Genomic DNA, 15,160 nt, shown 5'->3' with positions numbered 1-15,160 from the left:
CAGACGCACTTTAAGCGAGACGGACAAAAACCAAAAAGAATAATAAATAGTAACTAAAGATCATTATGGAATATAAAAAACGACTCAAAAAAAACCCCGTCAATAGACGAGGTTTTTTCACAGGCCTTGTTACAGGAGGCTGTAGGTGTAGTTGAAGATCAGACGGGTCTGATCAATATCGGGGCTGTTGGAGACTTCACTGCCACGGTAGACACCATTACGCAACGTCACGCCAAAACCTTTGAGGGCGCCTTGCTGGACGGTGTAGTCGATCCGCATATCGCGTTCCCACTCGGACGCATCCGGGCCAACGCCGCTCGTGGCTTTGATGTTGTCGCCGTGCAGGTAGGCGATCGAGGTTTTCAGGCCCGGTACACCCAGTGCCGCGAAGTCATAGGAGTACTGACCGAAGGTGGTGTTTTCACCAGCACGGATGAAGCTGTTGACCATTGCGTCAGTAAACGAGTAGAAGCTGGCACCGCCGTTTCCTTCCGGACGACCATTGCCATCAACAACGTTGCCCTGGTTCAGGAAAACAAAACCACCATCATCGTTGACCCGCTGATGGCCGAGCAGGAAGGCGTTGCCACCCAGGGTGTAGGTGAACATGGCGCTCCAGGTCTTGTTATCGACCTCGCCCGGATTCTTGGCGAAACCGTTGTTGTTGTTGAAGCGAAAGCCCGGATCACCGTTCTTGCCATCGGAGCTGCTGTCGAAGTAGCGGATATCAGTCTTGAAGGACTGGTTGGCATCAATCTGGAAGACGTGGATCAAGCCCAGGAAGTCCTGCTTGTAGTAGTCCTTCAGGTTCGAGTGGTAGTACTGCAGGGTCAGGTCCTTGGTGACCTTCCAGTCAGCACCACCGTAGTAGAACTTGTTGCTGTCCTCGGTACCGCCAGCCACGGCGAGGCCGGTGGAGTTCGAAGAAGCACGACCTGCCGAGTGTTCCAACTGACCGGCGTTAATGGTCACGTTGTCGATTTCCTTCGAGGTGATGGTGCCACCGTCAAAGGTCTGAGGCAGCAGACGACTGTCGTTCGCGACCAGGATCGGCAGGTTGGGTGCCAGAGCGCCACCCAGGTGGGCCTCGGTCTTCGAGAAGCGCGCCTTGACGTTGGCGGCTGCACGACTCCATTCGTGTACGGCCGAACCATCGGTGTCGCTTGGGAAAAAGGTGTTGGCATCCGGATGGTGCCCCTTGCCGCCGTCCAGGTGGATACCCAGCAGTGCCTGGGCGTCGATACCGAAGCCGACAGTGCCTTGGGTGAAACCGGACAGATAATCGAATTTCAGGCCTTCCGCGGACTCTTTCTGATCCGCACCGCCTTCACGGTTATCGTTGTTGTAATACATGGTTCGGGAACTGATGGACGCCTTGCTGTCTTCCAGGAAACCTGCGGCGCCTGCCTGCTGCGCCAAAACCCCTACGGCCACGGCCAAAGCCAAGGTGGACTTGTTCATTGTGTAGCTCCTCTCGATTCTAATTCTTGTATTCCTGGTCTCAAGTCGTCGCCCGAGATCCTAAGATTCGCGATTAGCGCCAGACCGTGACCCACAAGTCAATCGTAACCATGTGTGTCTACGACCATAGTCTAATCCCCAACTTTTTGGTCCCTGCCGGTTCATGAATTCGTCATGAACCTGAAAAGAATTACCCAGTTCTTTTCTAATACCGTTTAGGAATTTAGCTCCCCATTGCGCATTCACCCCAGAATAGAAGGTTCGGCTCATAAGCTAATTCCTAAACGGTATTTATTTTCTATTTTTTAGATCGATTAGTTTCTGACGCAATTCGGAAACATATCCTTTACCGAAAGGCAGCCCCATGACGACCAAACGCGCACTATCCGGACCATTTGTTACAGTTTGTGTATTGCTCGCATTTTCTTTCACCGCCCAGGCGACGAACCTCACCGTCGGTTATCAAACCGGAATCGACCCCAGCAAAGTCCCCCAGGCCGATGGCCTTTATGAAAAAACCATCGGCCAGCCCATCGACTGGCGGCGCTTCAACAGCGGCCCGGAAGTGGTCACGGCGATTGCCTCCGGCGATGTGCAAATCGGCAATCTCGGCTCCAGTCCGCTGGCCGCTGCCGCCTCGCGCAACCTGCCAATAGTCGCGTTCATCGTCTCGGCCCAGATAAACGCGGCCGAAGCGCTGGTGGTACGCAACGGCAGCGGCATTGAAAAACCGCAAGATCTGATCGGAAAGACCATCGCCACACCTTTCGTTTCAACCTCCCACTACAGCCTGCTTGGTGCGCTGAAGCACTGGGGCCTGGACAGTTCGAAAGTCAAAGTGGTGAACCTGCAGCCAGCAGAAATCGCGGCAGCCTGGAAGCGTGGAGACATTGACGGCGCGTTCGTCTGGTCGCCTGCCCTGGGGGAAATCCGCAAGAGTGGCAAGACCCTGACCGACGCTGCGCAAGTGGGCCAATGGGGCGCACCGACCTTTGAGGTATGGGTGGCGCGTAAGGATTACGCCGAAAAGCATCCGGAGGTCGTGGCGAAATTCGCCAGGGTCACCCTGGACTCATTCGCTGACTACGCCGCCCATAAAGACCAATGGACCGTTGATTCGGTGCCTGTCCAGAAAATCGCCAAACTGACTGGTGCCAACGCCGTCGATGTACCGGAGCTATTGGCCGGTTCCACCTTCCCGGATGCCAAGGCGCAACAAAGCACCGCGCTGCTGGATGGCGGCACGGCCAAGGCCATTGGTGAAACGGCGAAATTTTTGAAGGAGCAGGGGAAGGTGGAGACGGTGTTGCCGGATTATTCGCCGTATGTCAGCGCGAAGTTTGTCACTGAATAATTGCTGAAGGCTGCTGTGCAGCCATTGCGAGCAAGCTCGCTCCCACAGGGATACTCGGTCAATTGTGGGAGCGAGCTTGCTCGCGATGAAAGCGACGCGGTCAGAGGGCTTTTTCGAAGATCTTCGAATTACGCTGATAGTTGTACAGCGACGCCCGCGCCGACGGCAGACGGTCAACGCTGCTCGGCACAAAACCGCGCTCGCGGAACCAGTGCGCAGTGCGGGTGGTGAGCACGAACAAGGTTTTCAATCCCTGAGCCCGTGCGCGGTTTTCAATGCGTTCCAGTAGCTCATCACCGCGACCGCCATGGCGATATTCCGGATTCACCGCCAGGCATGCCAGCTCACCCGCGTCCGACTCAGCGATCTGATACAGCGCCGCACAGGCGATGATCATGCCTTCGCGCTCGACCACGCTGAACTGTTCGATCTCGCGCTCCAGCACCTCGCGGGAACGGCGCACCAGGATGCCCTGCTCTTCCAGCGGGCTGATCAAGTCCAGCAAACCACCGACGTCTTCAATGGCCGCTTCGCGTACGACTTCGAACTGCTCCTGGGCCACCAGCGTACCGCCACCGTCGCGGGTGAACAGCTCGGTCAGCAGTGCACCGTTTTCGGCGTAGCTGACGATATGGCTGCGAGCCACACCGCCACGGCAAGCTTCGGCCGCGGCATCGAGCAATTCAGCCTGATAGTTACTGCCCAACCGCTGCAGATGCGCCGGCACTTGCTGCGGACGCAGTTCACGCACCAGGCGCCCATGCTCGTCGATCAGGCCCAGGTCGGCGCCGAACAGCAGCAGTTTGTCCGCGCCCAGGTCGATGGCCGCACGCGTGGCGACGTCTTCGCAGGCGAGGTTGAAAATCTCCCCGGTCGGCGAATAGCCCAGCGGCGACAGCAACACGATGGAGCGCTCGTCCAGCAGACGGTTGATGCCCTTGCGGTCGACCCGGCGCACTTCGCCGGTATGGTGATAGTCGACGCCTTCAAGCACGCCGATCGGCCGTGCCGTCACCAGGTTGCCGCTGGCCACCCGCAGGCGTGAGCCCTGCATCGGTGAGGAAGCCATGTCCATCGACAGGCGAGCCTCAATGGCAATGCGCAACTGGCCAACCGCGTCGATCACGCACTCCAGGGTCGCCGCATCGGTGATGCGCATGCCGTGGTGGTAATGCGGGGTCAGGCCACGGGCCGCAAGGCGCGCTTCGATTTGCGGGCGAGAACCGTGAACCAGCACCAGCCGCACGCCCAGGCTGTGCAACAGCACCAGGTCGTGGACGATATTGCCGAAGTTGGGGTGTTCAACGCCGTCGCCGGGCAGCATGACGACAAAGGTGCAATCGCGGTGGGCGTTGATGTAAGGCGAAGCGTGACGAAGCCAATTGACGTATTCGGGCATGAACCTGGGCCTGTAATAAATAGCAGCCGAAAAAAGGGCGAAACTGAAAACGCACAGCGGGCTGATGGTTATCGTCGGAACAGGCTTGGCGACACGCGCGTTCTCCTCATGAATACGGGTTGGAACATCGGCAATTTAACTGCAAAACCCTGTAGGAGCGAGCTTGCTCGCGATGGATAGGAGGGCACCGCGTTTATCCAGGCTGCCCTCGTCATCGTTAACGTCCATCGCGAGCAGGCTCGCTCCTACACGGGGGTCAGGCAATAGTGTTCGATGAGTTGCCTTAATAGATGCACCGTAGGCTGCAAACGTGACATTTCGAGGTATTCCCCCGGTTGGTGGGCGCAGGCGATATCACCCGGGCCAAGCACCAGCGTTTCACAGCCAAGGCGCTGAAGATAAGGTGCTTCGGTGCCGAACGCCACTGCTTCGGCGCTGTGACCGGTGAGCTTTTCGGCAAGGCGCACCAACTCGGCGTCCTCGGCCTGCTCGAACGGCGGCACTTCAGGGAACAGCGGCGCGTAATCGATCTTGACCTGATGCCGCTCGGCAACCGGCTTGAGCTTCTGCAGGATCTCGGCGCGCAGGACCTTGGGGTCCATGCCGGGCAGCGGCCGCAAATCGAATTCCAGCGAACACTGACCGCAGATGCGGTTAGGGTTGTCGCCGCCATGGATGCAGCCGAAATTCATCGTCGGCATCGGCACGCCAAACTGCGGATTGCGGAATTCGCGCTGCCACAACAGGCGCAGGCCGCGCAGTTCACCGATGGCATCGTGCATGGCCTCCAGGGCGCTGTGGCCCAGGCGCGGGTCGGAGGAATGGCCGCTCTGCCCGAGAATGTCGATGCGCTCCATCATGATGCCTTTGTGCATGCGGATCGGCTTGAGCCCGGTCGGCTCGCCGATCACCGCGGCACGCCCCAGCGGTCGCCCCGCTTCGGCCAGCGCGCGGGCGCCGGACATCGAGCTTTCCTCGTCGCAAGTGGCGAGAATCAGCAAAGGCTGTTTGAACGGCTGATCGAGCAGCGGTTTGACCGCCTCGATGGCGAGGGCGAAAAAGCCCTTCATGTCGCAACTGCCCAGGCCAATCCAACGACCGTCGGCTTCAGTCAGCTTCAGCGGGTCGGTTTGCCACAGCGCGCCGTCGAACGGCACGGTGTCGCTGTGCCCGGCCAGCACCAGGCCGCCGGGGCCGGAGCCGAAACTGGCCAGCAGGTTGAACTTGCCGGGGCTGACCTGTTGGATCTCGCAGGTAAAACCCAGCTCACCGAGCCACGTTGCCAGCAGATCGATGACCGGGCGGTTGGTTTGATCGAGATTGGGCTGAGTGCAACTGACCGACGGTGCGGCGATCAACGCAGCGAATTGTTCTTTCATCGATGGCAATGGCATCGCTGACTCCCGGCACCCGAATTGAGGTCCATCATAGAACCAACCGATGACAGGAATAAACCGTCTCGGCGCGTACTAACCTTGAGTCCTGTACACTGCACGACCTTGGCAGCCACACATTCCCCCGGCTGCGCTCCCGATCCTGGATTTTCCGGCCATGCAGAAAGAAACCGAAATCAAACTCCGCGTCAGCCGCGAAACCCTCGCCGCCCTGCGCGAGCACCCGTTACTGAAGAAACGCAACAAAAGTGGCTGGGAACGCCGTGAGTTGATGAACCAGTACTTCGACACGCCCGAGCGCGACCTGGCCCAGGCCAAAGTCGCCCTGCGCCTGCGCAAGGATGGCGAAGAAGTGATTCAGACCCTCAAGACCCGCGGCCAAAGCGTTGCCGGTCTGTCCGTGCGTAACGAGTACGACTGGAACCTGCCCAAAGCCAAGCTCGACCTGAAGAAACTCGACGGCGAATGCTGGCCCGAGGAACTGGCCGAGCTGGACAAGAAGACCCTGAAGCCGATCTTCACCACCGACTTCGTCCGCGAACGCGCGGAAATCGCCTGGGGTCGCGGCAAGACCAAAGTGGTCATCGAAGCCGCGCTGGACCTGGGTCACGTCGTGGTCGGCAAGCAGAAAGAAGAAATCTGCGAGCTGGAACTGGAACTGCGCGAAGGCGAGCCGGCAGCCCTGCTGGAACTGGCCGCCGAGCTGGCCGAGAAACTGGCCCTGATGCCTTGCGACATCAGCAAGGCCGAGCGCGGTTATCGCCTGTACGACGCTCACAGTTATTCGTTGAGCCTGCCCGCGCCGCAGATCACCGCCGAAACGCCGCTGGACGACGCGTTCGTCGCGCTGAGCTGGCATTTGCTCGGCAGCAGCCAGCGTCTGGCCGAGCAGTATCGCTTCAACGGTCACTGGCGCCTGTTGCAGGACTGGGTCGAATGCCTCGCGGAAATGCGCGCGCTGATCAGCAGCCTGGGCCAGGCCGCACCACGTCAGTCGACCCACGATCTGCGTATCGCCCTCGATGCCTTGCTGGAAGACTGGCGTCCGCTGGTCCAGGCCGGCCTGGAAGATGAAGACGTGCGCAAAGCCGCGCCCGAGCAGTTCCTCGAAGAACTCGAAGACCCGCGCTGGGGCCTGTTCTCCCTGACTACCTCGCGCTGGCTGCTGGCCCGCACCTGGGCCGCCGACCGCAACACCCGTGGCAATCGCCAGGGCGCTGCGCAACTGGGCAGCTGGTTGCCGCGCCTGCTGGGCGAAGAAGCCACTTCGTTGCAACTGCAACGTTACCAGCAACAACCGGAAGACCTGGCCGAGCAACTGCCGCGCATCGAACGCATCCAGGTCTGGCTGCACCATGCGCGCAACGTGCTGGAGATCCCGGAAATGGATCGCCTGTACGGCGAGCTGAACAAACTGGCGCAACTGGCCAACGAATCGATCACCGACGAAGTCCTGGATGCGCGCAAGCAGCAGGCGATTGCGGTGTATCAGAACCGTGCCTGGAAAATGCTCTTGCGTCTGTAATACCGCCATCGCCGGCAGGCTGGCTCCTACAGGAAATCACCGAAATCCTGTAGGAGTGAGCCTGCTCGCGATGAGGCCGGCACAGTCACCACAAAGTTTCAGACCGGCAAACTGGTAGTCGACTTGATCTCCGACAACGCCACGATCGAATTCACCTCCTGAATCCCCGGCACCATCGACAGTTTCTCGAAGAAAAAGCGCTCATAAGCCTCGATGTCCGCCGTGACAATCCGCAGCAAGAAGTCCACCGCCCCCATCAGCACATAACACTCCAGCACCTCCGGAAAGCCGCGAATCGCCTCGGTGAATTCGGTGAAGTTCGAACGCCCGTGGGCATTGAGTTTCACCTCCGCGAAGATCTGCGTGTTCAGGCCGATTTTCTTGCGGTCGAGCAAGGTCACCTGCCCGCGAATGATGCCCTCCTCTTTCATCCGCTGAATCCGCCGCCAGCACGGCGATTGCGAGAGACCCACCCGCTCGGCGATCTGTGCGCTGGAAAGCGAAGCATCCTCTTGCAGCAAGGCGAGGATCTTGCGGTCGTAGCTGTCCAGTTCGCTTTGCATAAAAAAACCCTTAACCGAGTAACAACTGAATTGATTGATTCTTCATTTGTGCAATACAGCCAATCATAGAGAAGAAATACCCCGCACAGGATGTAAACATTTCTCCAATGATTTTGGAGCCTGACCATGCCGCATCTCGAAGCCGTGAACACCCCACCTGCCCGCGCCGATGTCTGGAACGTCGGCAACACCCATTGCCGGGTTCGCTATCAAATGCTGGCCGAGGCAGAACCGGATCTGCTGTGTCGCGCTCTCAATTTGTTCGCTTTGCAATTGCTCACGCCGGAACAAGTCAACGCGCACCGCCAGGACGACTGGCTGAGCATCGAGATCGTCATCGACGGTTTGAGCTGGCACCGCGCGCAAGTGATTGCGGAAAAACTTCGTAACCTGATCAGCGTCTGCTCGGTGGAGCTGCAAGAAGCTGATTCCCCATGGGCCGAAGCGGCTCAAGCGGCGGGCTGAAAAACTCCGAAACGGCTTCATCGGGTAGTGGCCCAGCGGTCAGCCGGGTCACGGCTATCCTTTGCGCACTGTCGTTCAAAAGGAGCCCGCATGTCCGTACAACTCGCCTTTCAGGACCGCTGGCTGGATCTCAATGACCTGCTGCGCGAACTGGTCGCTCAGGGCTTTATCAGTCAGGATTCGGCCGAACACGCGCTCAATGCCCGCCGCCGCAATGCTTCCCTTGGCCAGATGCATCCGCTGGAGTTCATTGCCAGCCAACAGCTGGACGATCTCAGCCGTCCCGGCAAACCGCTGGACCTCGAGAGCCTGACCCTGTGGCTGTCCCGGCAGGCCGGCCAGCCTTACCTGCGCATCGACCCGTTGAAAATCAATGTCGCGGCCGTGACCCCGCTGATGTCCTATGCCTTCGCCCAGCGCCACAAGATCCTCGCGGTAGCGATCGACCGCGATGCGGTCACCGTGGCCAGCGCCCAGCCTTATGTCAGTGGCTGGGAGGCTGACCTGACCCACGTGCTCAAATTACCGATCAAGCGTGTGGTGGCCAACCCGGTGGACATCCAGCGCTTCAGCGTCGAATTTTTCCGCCTGGCCAAATCGGTCACCGGGGCGAACAGCGCCGACCCGCAAGTCAGTACCCTCGGCAATTTCGAACAGTTGCTCAACCTCGGCGCCAGCGACCAGGAGCCGGACGCCAACGACGCACACATCGTCAATATCGTCGACTGGCTGTTCCAGTACGCGTTCCAGCAGCGCGCCAGCGACATCCACATCGAACCCCGGCGCGAGCAAGGCACGGTGCGCTTTCGCATCGACGGCGTGCTGCACAACGTCTATCAATTCCCGCCCCAGGTCACCATGGCCATCGTCAGTCGCCTGAAAACCCTTGGACGCATGAACGTCGCGGAGAAACGCAAACCCCAGGACGGCCGGGTCAAAACCAAGACCCCGGACGGCGGCGAAGTCGAACTGCGCTTGTCGACGCTGCCCACGGCCTTCGGCGAAAAAATGGTCATGCGGATTTTCGATCCGGAAGTATTGCTCAAGGACTTCGACCAGCTTGGTTTCTCCGCCGACGACCTGCGCCGCTGGCAAGACATGACCCGCCAGCCCCACGGCATCATCCTCGTCACCGGGCCGACGGGTTCGGGCAAGACCACCACCCTCTACACCACCCTGAAAAAACTGGCGACGCCCGAGGTCAACCTCTGCACCATCGAAGACCCGATTGAAATGGTCGAGCCGGCGTTCAACCAGATGCAGGTCCAGCACAACATCGATCTGACCTTCGCCGCCGGCGTACGCGCGCTGATGCGGCAAGACCCGGACATCATCATGATCGGCGAGATCCGCGACCTCGAAACCGCGGAGATGGCGATCCAGGCCGCGCTCACCGGGCACCTGGTGCTGTCGACCCTGCACACCAACGACGCCCCCAGCGCCATCAGCCGCCTGCTGGAACTCGGCGTGCCGCACTACCTGATCAAGGCCACGGTGCTCGGCGTCATGGCCCAGCGACTGGTGCGGACCCTGTGCCCGCACTGCAAGGCAACCCTGACGCTGGGCGAAGACGACTGGCAAACCCTGACCCGCCCCTGGCAAGCACCCTTGCCGACCAATGCCCAGCGAGCCACCGGTTGCGTGGAGTGCCGCGACACTGGTTATCGCGGCCGTGCCGGGGTCTACGAAATCATGCAACTGAGCGAAGGCATCAAGGCGCTGATCAGTCCCGACACCGATCTGCTGGCCGTGCGGCGCCAGGCATTCAAGGAAGGCATGCGCAGCCTGCGGTTGTCAGGAGCGCAAAAGGTCGCTGCCGGGCTGACGACCATCGAGGAGGTACTGCGAGTGACACCCCAGAGCGAACAGAACTGAGCCCGGCGGTACTTATCCAGCATCGGCACAGCTACACTCCAGCGATTGCAACTCAACAGATCCACACATCAACAAGGAATCGTTATGCAGATCGGTAGTGTGCTTTTGCTTTTTGTCGGCCTGGTGGTCGCCATTCTGTTCATGGGTTTCAAGGTGGTGCCCCAGGGCTTTGAATGGACCGTCGAGCGTTTCGGGCGCTACACCAACACGCTCAAGCCAGGGCTGAACGTCATCGTTCCGGTCATGGACCGCATCGGACGCAAGATGAATGTGATGGAAAGCGTGCTGGATATTCCGCCGCAGGAAGTCATCACCGCCGACAACGCCACGGTGCAAATCGACGCCGTGTGCTTCTTCCAGGTGGTCAACACGGCCCAGGCGGCCTACGAGGTCAACAACCTCGAACACGCCATCCGCAACCTGCTGCAAACCAACATCCGCACCGTGCTCGGCTCGATGGAACTCGACGCCATGCTCAGCCAGCGTGACGGCATCAACGAAAAACTGCTGCGCACTGTCGATGAAGCGACCGCACCGTGGGGCATCAAGATCACCCGGATCGAAATCAAGGACATCAGCCCACCCGCCGACCTGATGGCTGCGATGTCGGGGCAGATGAAAGCCGAACGGATCAAGCGCGCCCAAATCCTCGAAGCCGAAGGTCTGCGTGCCGCAGCGATCCTGACCGCCGAAGGCAAGAAGCAGGCGCAGATCCTCGAAGCCGAAGGCAGTCGCCAGGCCGCCTTCCTGGAGTCCGAAGCCCGCGAGCGGCAAGCCGCGGCAGAAGCACAGGCGACCAAAGTGGTGTCCGAAGCCATCGCCAGCGGCAACGTGCAGGCGGTCAACTACTTCGTGGCGCAGAAGTACATCGATGCGCTGGGCAAGCTGGCTTCGGCCAACAACAGCAAGGTGATCCTGATGCCGCTGGAGGCCAGTTCGATGATCGGCGCGGTGGGCGGCATTGGCGAAATCGTCAAGGCCACATTCGATAACAAGAAAGCCTGAGGCGCACCATGTGGGCATTTTTGCAGCACCTTTCGTTCTGGGACTGGTTGGCGTTGGGCACGGTGCTGTTGATTCTTGAAGTGTTCGGCGCCGGCGGCTACCTGTTGTGGATCGGCATGGCGGCAGCAGCCGTGGGTGTCTTGACCTTTCTCCTGCCGGGCCTGCCCTGGGAATGGCAGTTTCTGTTGTTCGGCCTGCTGTCGATCGCCACCGCGTTGTACTGGTGGCGGCGTCAGCGCACGGCGAGGCGTCCGAGCGAACAGCCGCACCTGAATCTGCGCGGCCAGGAACTGATCGGCAAAACCTTTCTGGTCCATGAAGCGATTGTCGACGGTCGCGGCAAGATCAAGGTGGCCGACGGTGTGTGGATGGCCCGCGGGCCGGATGCCGCCATTGGCAGCCGCGTACGGGTGGTCGGCCAGCAAGGCGCGATCCTGCTGGTCGAAGCGACGGATTAGGCGACCACGGAACTCGATTGGGGGTTGGCAATCCAACCGCGTAGTCAACCCAGTGGAGTCACCCTGTCATGCGTTTCAAACTTGCTGTCGCTACCGTCGCGCTGTTGTCCCTGCCTGTCGGTTCGGCGATGGCCGATACTTTTTGGCGTAACGTTCTTACCTCCGGTGCAACCACCGGTTCGAGCTATCTGACATCCAAGGATAACAAGCTGGTCGTCGCGGCTCAGGACGATGCCAGCAGCTTCGTTGCCAGTGATGGCAGTATCCGCGGTCCATACCTGGAAGCGGCCATGCAGAAAGTCCGCGCCGACAACCCGGGCCTGCAAGCCACGGACATGGAACTGGCGAATGCGATCCTGGCGAAGAATGCCGTGGCTTCGGAGTAAGCGTTGCGAATGAAAAATGCCGCTCACATGAGCGGCATTTTTTTGCCTTGCGAATACAAATCCCATGTTCACCGAGCCTCCCTGTAGGAGCGAGCCTGCTCGCGATTGCGGTGGATCAGTGAAATCTTCAGTGACTGTCACACCGCAATCGCGAGCAGGCTCGCTCCCACAGGAGTCATGAGTTGCCTGGGGTGTCAGCGGTAATCATCCACCGGCACACACGCACAAAACAGGTTCCGGTCCCCATACACGTTGTCCACCCGGTTCACCACCGGCCAGTATTTATGCGCCTTGGTGTGCGCGTCCGGCGTGACCGCTTGCACGATGCTGTACGGCCGCTCCCACACGCCAGTGATATCGGCCAACGTATGTGGCGCACCTTTCAACGGGTTTTCTTCAGCTGGCCAGTTACCGTTCTGCACCTCGTTGATTTCCGCGCGGATGCTTAGCATCGCCCCGATAAAACGGTCCAGTTCCGCCTTCGATTCGCTTTCGGTCGGTTCGACCATCAGCGTCCCCGGCACCGGAAACGACATGGTCGGGGCATGGAAGCCGTAGTCCATCAGGCGCTTGGCCACATCCTCTTCGGTGATGCCGGTCAACGCCTTGAGCGGTCGCAGGTCGAGGATGCATTCGTGGGCCACCCGCTCGTTGCGCCCGGTGTAGAGCACAGGGAAGGCACCGGACAAATGCCGCGCCAGGTAATTCGCGGCCAGGATAGCCACTTCACTGGCGTCCGCCAGTTGCGGCCCCATCATCGCGATGTACATCCAGCTGATCGGCAGAATGCTTGCGCTTCCCCAGGGCGCTGCGCTGACGGCGCCATTTTGCGGGTGCGGCCCGTCGATCGGCACCACCGGATGGTTGGCCACGAATGGCGCCAGATGTGCCCGAACACCAATCGGCCCCATGCCCGGCCCACCGCCACCATGGGGAATGCAGAAGGTCTTGTGCAGGTTCATGTGCGAGACATCGGCGCCAATATCGGCTGGCCGCGCCAACCCGACCTGAGCATTGAGGTTGGCGCCATCCATGTACACCTGACCGCCATGCCGGTGGATCACTTCACAGATTTCGCTGATGCCTTCCTCATACACCCCATGGGTCGAAGGATAGGTCGCCATCAGGCAGGCGAGTTTGTCTGCCGCCTGCGCGGCTTTTTCCTTGAGATCATCCAGGTCGACATTGCCCGCCTCGTCGCACTCGACGATCACCACGCGCATCCCGGCCATTTGCGCCGACGCGGGATTGGTGCCATGAGCCGACGAAGGAATCAGGCAGATATCGCGGCCACCCTGTTGACGGCTCTCATGGTATTTGCGGATCGCCAGCAGCCCGGCGTATTCGCCCTGGGCACCGGAATTGGGCTGCATGCAGATCGCGTCGAAACCGGTGATCGCGCACAACCAGCGCTCCAGCTCTTCGATCATCAGCCCATAACCGGCGGCCTGCTCCTTGGGCACGAACGGGTGCAGGTTGGCGAACTGCGGCCAGGTAATCGGGATCATCTCGCTGGTGGCGTTGAGCTTCATGGTGCAGGAGCCCAGCGGAATCATCGATTGATTGAGCGCCAGGTCCTTGTTTTCCAGTTGCTTGAGGTAGCGCAGCATCTCGGTTTCGCTGTGATGGGCGCTGAACACGGGATGGCGCAGATAAGGCGAAGTTCGCGCCAACCTTTCGGGAATTCCACCAGGCAGGACCTCGGCATCCAGGTCATCGATGCTCAGCCCGTGATCGGCCCCCAGGAACACATCGAACAGCTTCGCCACGGTGCCTTCGTCGCAAGTCTCGTCGAGGCTCAGGCCCAGTTGGCCGCGCCCGAGAATGCGCAGGTTGATCTGCGCGGCCCGGGCACTGTCGATGATCGCGGTCTGAGCTCCGCCGACTTCCAGGGTCAGGGTGTCGAAGAAGTGCCGGTTGACCCGCGTGATACCGTTGCGCTCAAGCCCGGCGGCCAGGATGCAGGTCAGCCGGTGAACCCGCTGGGCGATCCGCTTGAGCCCTTCGGGGCCGTGGTAGACCGCATAGAAACTGGCGATATTGGCCAGCAGCACCTGGGCCGTGCAGATGTTGGAGTTGGCCTTCTCCCGGCGGATGTGTTGCTCGCGGGTTTGCAGGGCCATGCGCAGGGCGGTGTTGCCCCGCGCATCTTTCGAAACACCGATGATCCTCCCGGGAATCGCTCGCTTGTATTCATCGCGGCTGGCAAAAAATGCCGCGTGAGGCCCGCCGTAGCCCATGGGCACGCCAAATCGCTGGGACGAGCCGAACACCACATCGGCACCCAGTTCACCCGGTGGGGTCAGCAACAACAGGCTCAGCAAATCCGTGGCGACACAGGCCAGGGCCTGTTGCGCATGCAGGTGATCGATCAGCGGCCGCAGGTCGTGGATTTCACCGTGAGTGTCGGGGTATTGCAGCAACGCGCCGAACACCTGGTGCTGCTTCAAGTTATCCACAGCGTCGACGATCAGGTCGAAACCGAAACCCTCAGCGCGGGTCTGCACCACGGAAATGGTTTGCGGGTGGCAGTTTTCGTCGACAAAGAACAGGTTGCTTTTGGACTTGGCGACCCGCTTGGCCAGGGCCATGGCTTCCGCCGCGGCGGTGGCTTCATCGAGCAGCGAGGCATTGGCCAGCTCCAGGCCGGTCAGGTCGATGGTCAGTTGCTGGAAGTTCAGCAGCGCCTCTAGGCGCCCTTGGGCGATCTCTGGCTGATAAGGAGTGTACGCGGTGTACCAGCCGGGATTTTCCAGCACATTACGCACAATGACGGCCGGTGTGAGGGTGCCGTGGTAGCCCATGCCGATCAGGCTGGTCCAGACCTGGTTCTGCTCGGCATAACCGCGCAGCCTGGCCAGCGCGGCCTCTTCATCGAGTGCCGGGGGCAGGTCCAGCGCCCGGTTGAGGCGGATGCCCGGCGGCACCGTCTGCTCGATCAATTCGACCCGACTGCCCAGGCCGAGGCTGTCGAGCATCGCCTGTTGCTCGGCGGCATCGGGCCCAAGGTGGCGGCGCAGAAAGGCATTGGGGTCGCGTAACTGGCTCAGGGACGGCAATTGGGACATGACGGGCTCTCTCTTGACTGGCGCTCAGCGTCGATGCAACACGGTCAAACCAGCATAGCAGCCAGTACCGGACGCGAATCCTGTAGGAGCGAGCCTGCTCGCGATGAACCTAAGAACACCGCGCGGTGTCAGGCTTCCAGCGCCATCGTTGACGACCATCGCGAGCAGGCGCGCTCCTACAGGTAAGGATTTGTCAGGCAAAAAAAA

At 60.3% G+C, this 15,160-nt stretch carries 12 protein-coding genes and 1 pseudogene; 7 read left to right on the top strand and 6 right to left on the bottom strand.

Annotated features, from left to right (window positions below):
• Nucleotides 1–129 precede the first annotated feature (129 nt).
• Entirely contained in the window at nt 130–1,461 is a 1,332-nt protein-coding gene (locus tag ACM6J5_RS24315) for an OprD family porin (RefSeq protein ID WP_095945570.1), read from the bottom strand.
• Nucleotides 1,462–1,825: 364 nt separating this feature from the next.
• On the opposite strand from ACM6J5_RS24315, the gene tauA reads away from it, so the two are divergent.
• Nucleotides 1,826–2,815: a taurine ABC transporter substrate-binding protein gene (gene tauA / locus ACM6J5_RS24310; RefSeq protein ID WP_095945568.1), complete on the top strand. Its 990-nt coding sequence runs from the start codon at nt 1,826–1,828 to the stop codon at nt 2,813–2,815.
• A 100-nt stretch (nt 2,816–2,915) separates the two neighbouring features.
• Here tauA and argA read toward each other — a convergent pair whose 3' ends face one another.
• Together argA and argE are read right to left on the bottom strand one after the other, a co-directional pair.
• Nucleotides 2,916–4,214 carry an amino-acid N-acetyltransferase gene (gene argA, locus ACM6J5_RS24305; protein WP_095945567.1) on the bottom strand — a complete coding sequence of 433 codons (1,299 nt, stop codon included), beginning with the start codon at nt 4,212–4,214 and terminating at the stop codon, nt 2,916–2,918.
• A 245-nt stretch (nt 4,215–4,459) separates the two neighbouring features.
• Complete coding sequence (argE, locus tag ACM6J5_RS24300) at nt 4,460–5,608, bottom strand: acetylornithine deacetylase (protein ID WP_150671989.1); 1,149 nt, start codon at nt 5,606–5,608, stop codon at nt 4,460–4,462.
• 157 nt (nt 5,609–5,765) lie between these two features.
• On the opposite strand from argE, the gene ACM6J5_RS24295 reads away from it, so the two are divergent.
• A complete protein-coding gene (locus ACM6J5_RS24295) occupies nt 5,766–7,133 on the top strand; it encodes an inorganic triphosphatase (RefSeq protein WP_095945565.1) in 1,368 nt (455 codons plus the stop codon).
• Between the two features lie 98 nt (nt 7,134–7,231).
• Here ACM6J5_RS24295 and ACM6J5_RS24290 read toward each other — a convergent pair whose 3' ends face one another.
• Nucleotides 7,232–7,696: an Lrp/AsnC family transcriptional regulator gene (locus ACM6J5_RS24290; RefSeq protein ID WP_095945564.1), complete on the bottom strand. Its 465-nt coding sequence runs from the start codon at nt 7,694–7,696 to the stop codon at nt 7,232–7,234.
• Nucleotides 7,697–7,822: 126 nt separating this feature from the next.
• On the opposite strand from ACM6J5_RS24290, the gene ACM6J5_RS24285 reads away from it, so the two are divergent.
• The 5 genes from ACM6J5_RS24285 to ACM6J5_RS24265 all read left to right on the top strand — a co-directional run bounded on the left by ACM6J5_RS24285 (nt 7,823) and on the right by ACM6J5_RS24265 (nt 11,885).
• Nucleotides 7,823–8,161, top strand: coding sequence for a hypothetical protein (locus ACM6J5_RS24285; RefSeq protein WP_095945563.1), 339 nt, complete (start codon nt 7,823–7,825; stop codon nt 8,159–8,161).
• A 90-nt stretch (nt 8,162–8,251) separates the two neighbouring features.
• Nucleotides 8,252–10,036, top strand: coding sequence for a GspE/PulE family protein (locus ACM6J5_RS24280; protein WP_095945562.1), 1,785 nt, complete (start codon nt 8,252–8,254; stop codon nt 10,034–10,036).
• Between the two features lie 84 nt (nt 10,037–10,120).
• Complete coding sequence (locus tag ACM6J5_RS24275; protein WP_007978923.1) at nt 10,121–11,041, top strand: SPFH domain-containing protein; 921 nt, start codon at nt 10,121–10,123, stop codon at nt 11,039–11,041.
• An 8-nt stretch (nt 11,042–11,049) separates the two neighbouring features.
• A complete protein-coding gene (locus ACM6J5_RS24270) occupies nt 11,050–11,499 on the top strand; it encodes an NfeD family protein (RefSeq protein ID WP_095945561.1) in 450 nt (149 codons plus the stop codon).
• Nucleotides 11,500–11,567: 68 nt separating this feature from the next.
• Entirely contained in the window at nt 11,568–11,885 is a 318-nt protein-coding gene (locus ACM6J5_RS24265; protein WP_056726402.1) for a DUF2388 domain-containing protein, read from the top strand.
• Between the two features lie 194 nt (nt 11,886–12,079).
• Here ACM6J5_RS24265 and gcvP read toward each other — a convergent pair whose 3' ends face one another.
• Together gcvP and ACM6J5_RS24255 are read right to left on the bottom strand one after the other, a co-directional pair.
• On the bottom strand, nt 12,080–14,953 hold the full coding sequence (gene gcvP / locus ACM6J5_RS24260) for an aminomethyl-transferring glycine dehydrogenase (protein WP_414929488.1): 2,874 nt from the start codon (nt 14,951–14,953) through the stop codon (nt 12,080–12,082).
• A 24-nt stretch (nt 14,954–14,977) separates the two neighbouring features.
• Nucleotides 14,978–15,160 (bottom strand): annotated as a pseudogene (locus tag ACM6J5_RS24255) (hypothetical protein); the annotation flags it as partial.

The sequence above is a fragment of the Pseudomonas sp. IT-P74 genome, assembly GCF_949768175.1.
Taxonomy (GTDB): Bacteria; Pseudomonadota; Gammaproteobacteria; order Pseudomonadales; family Pseudomonadaceae; genus Aquipseudomonas.
The sequence above is the reverse complement of the archived record's forward strand: the minus strand, read 5'-3'. Positions and strand labels throughout refer to the sequence as shown.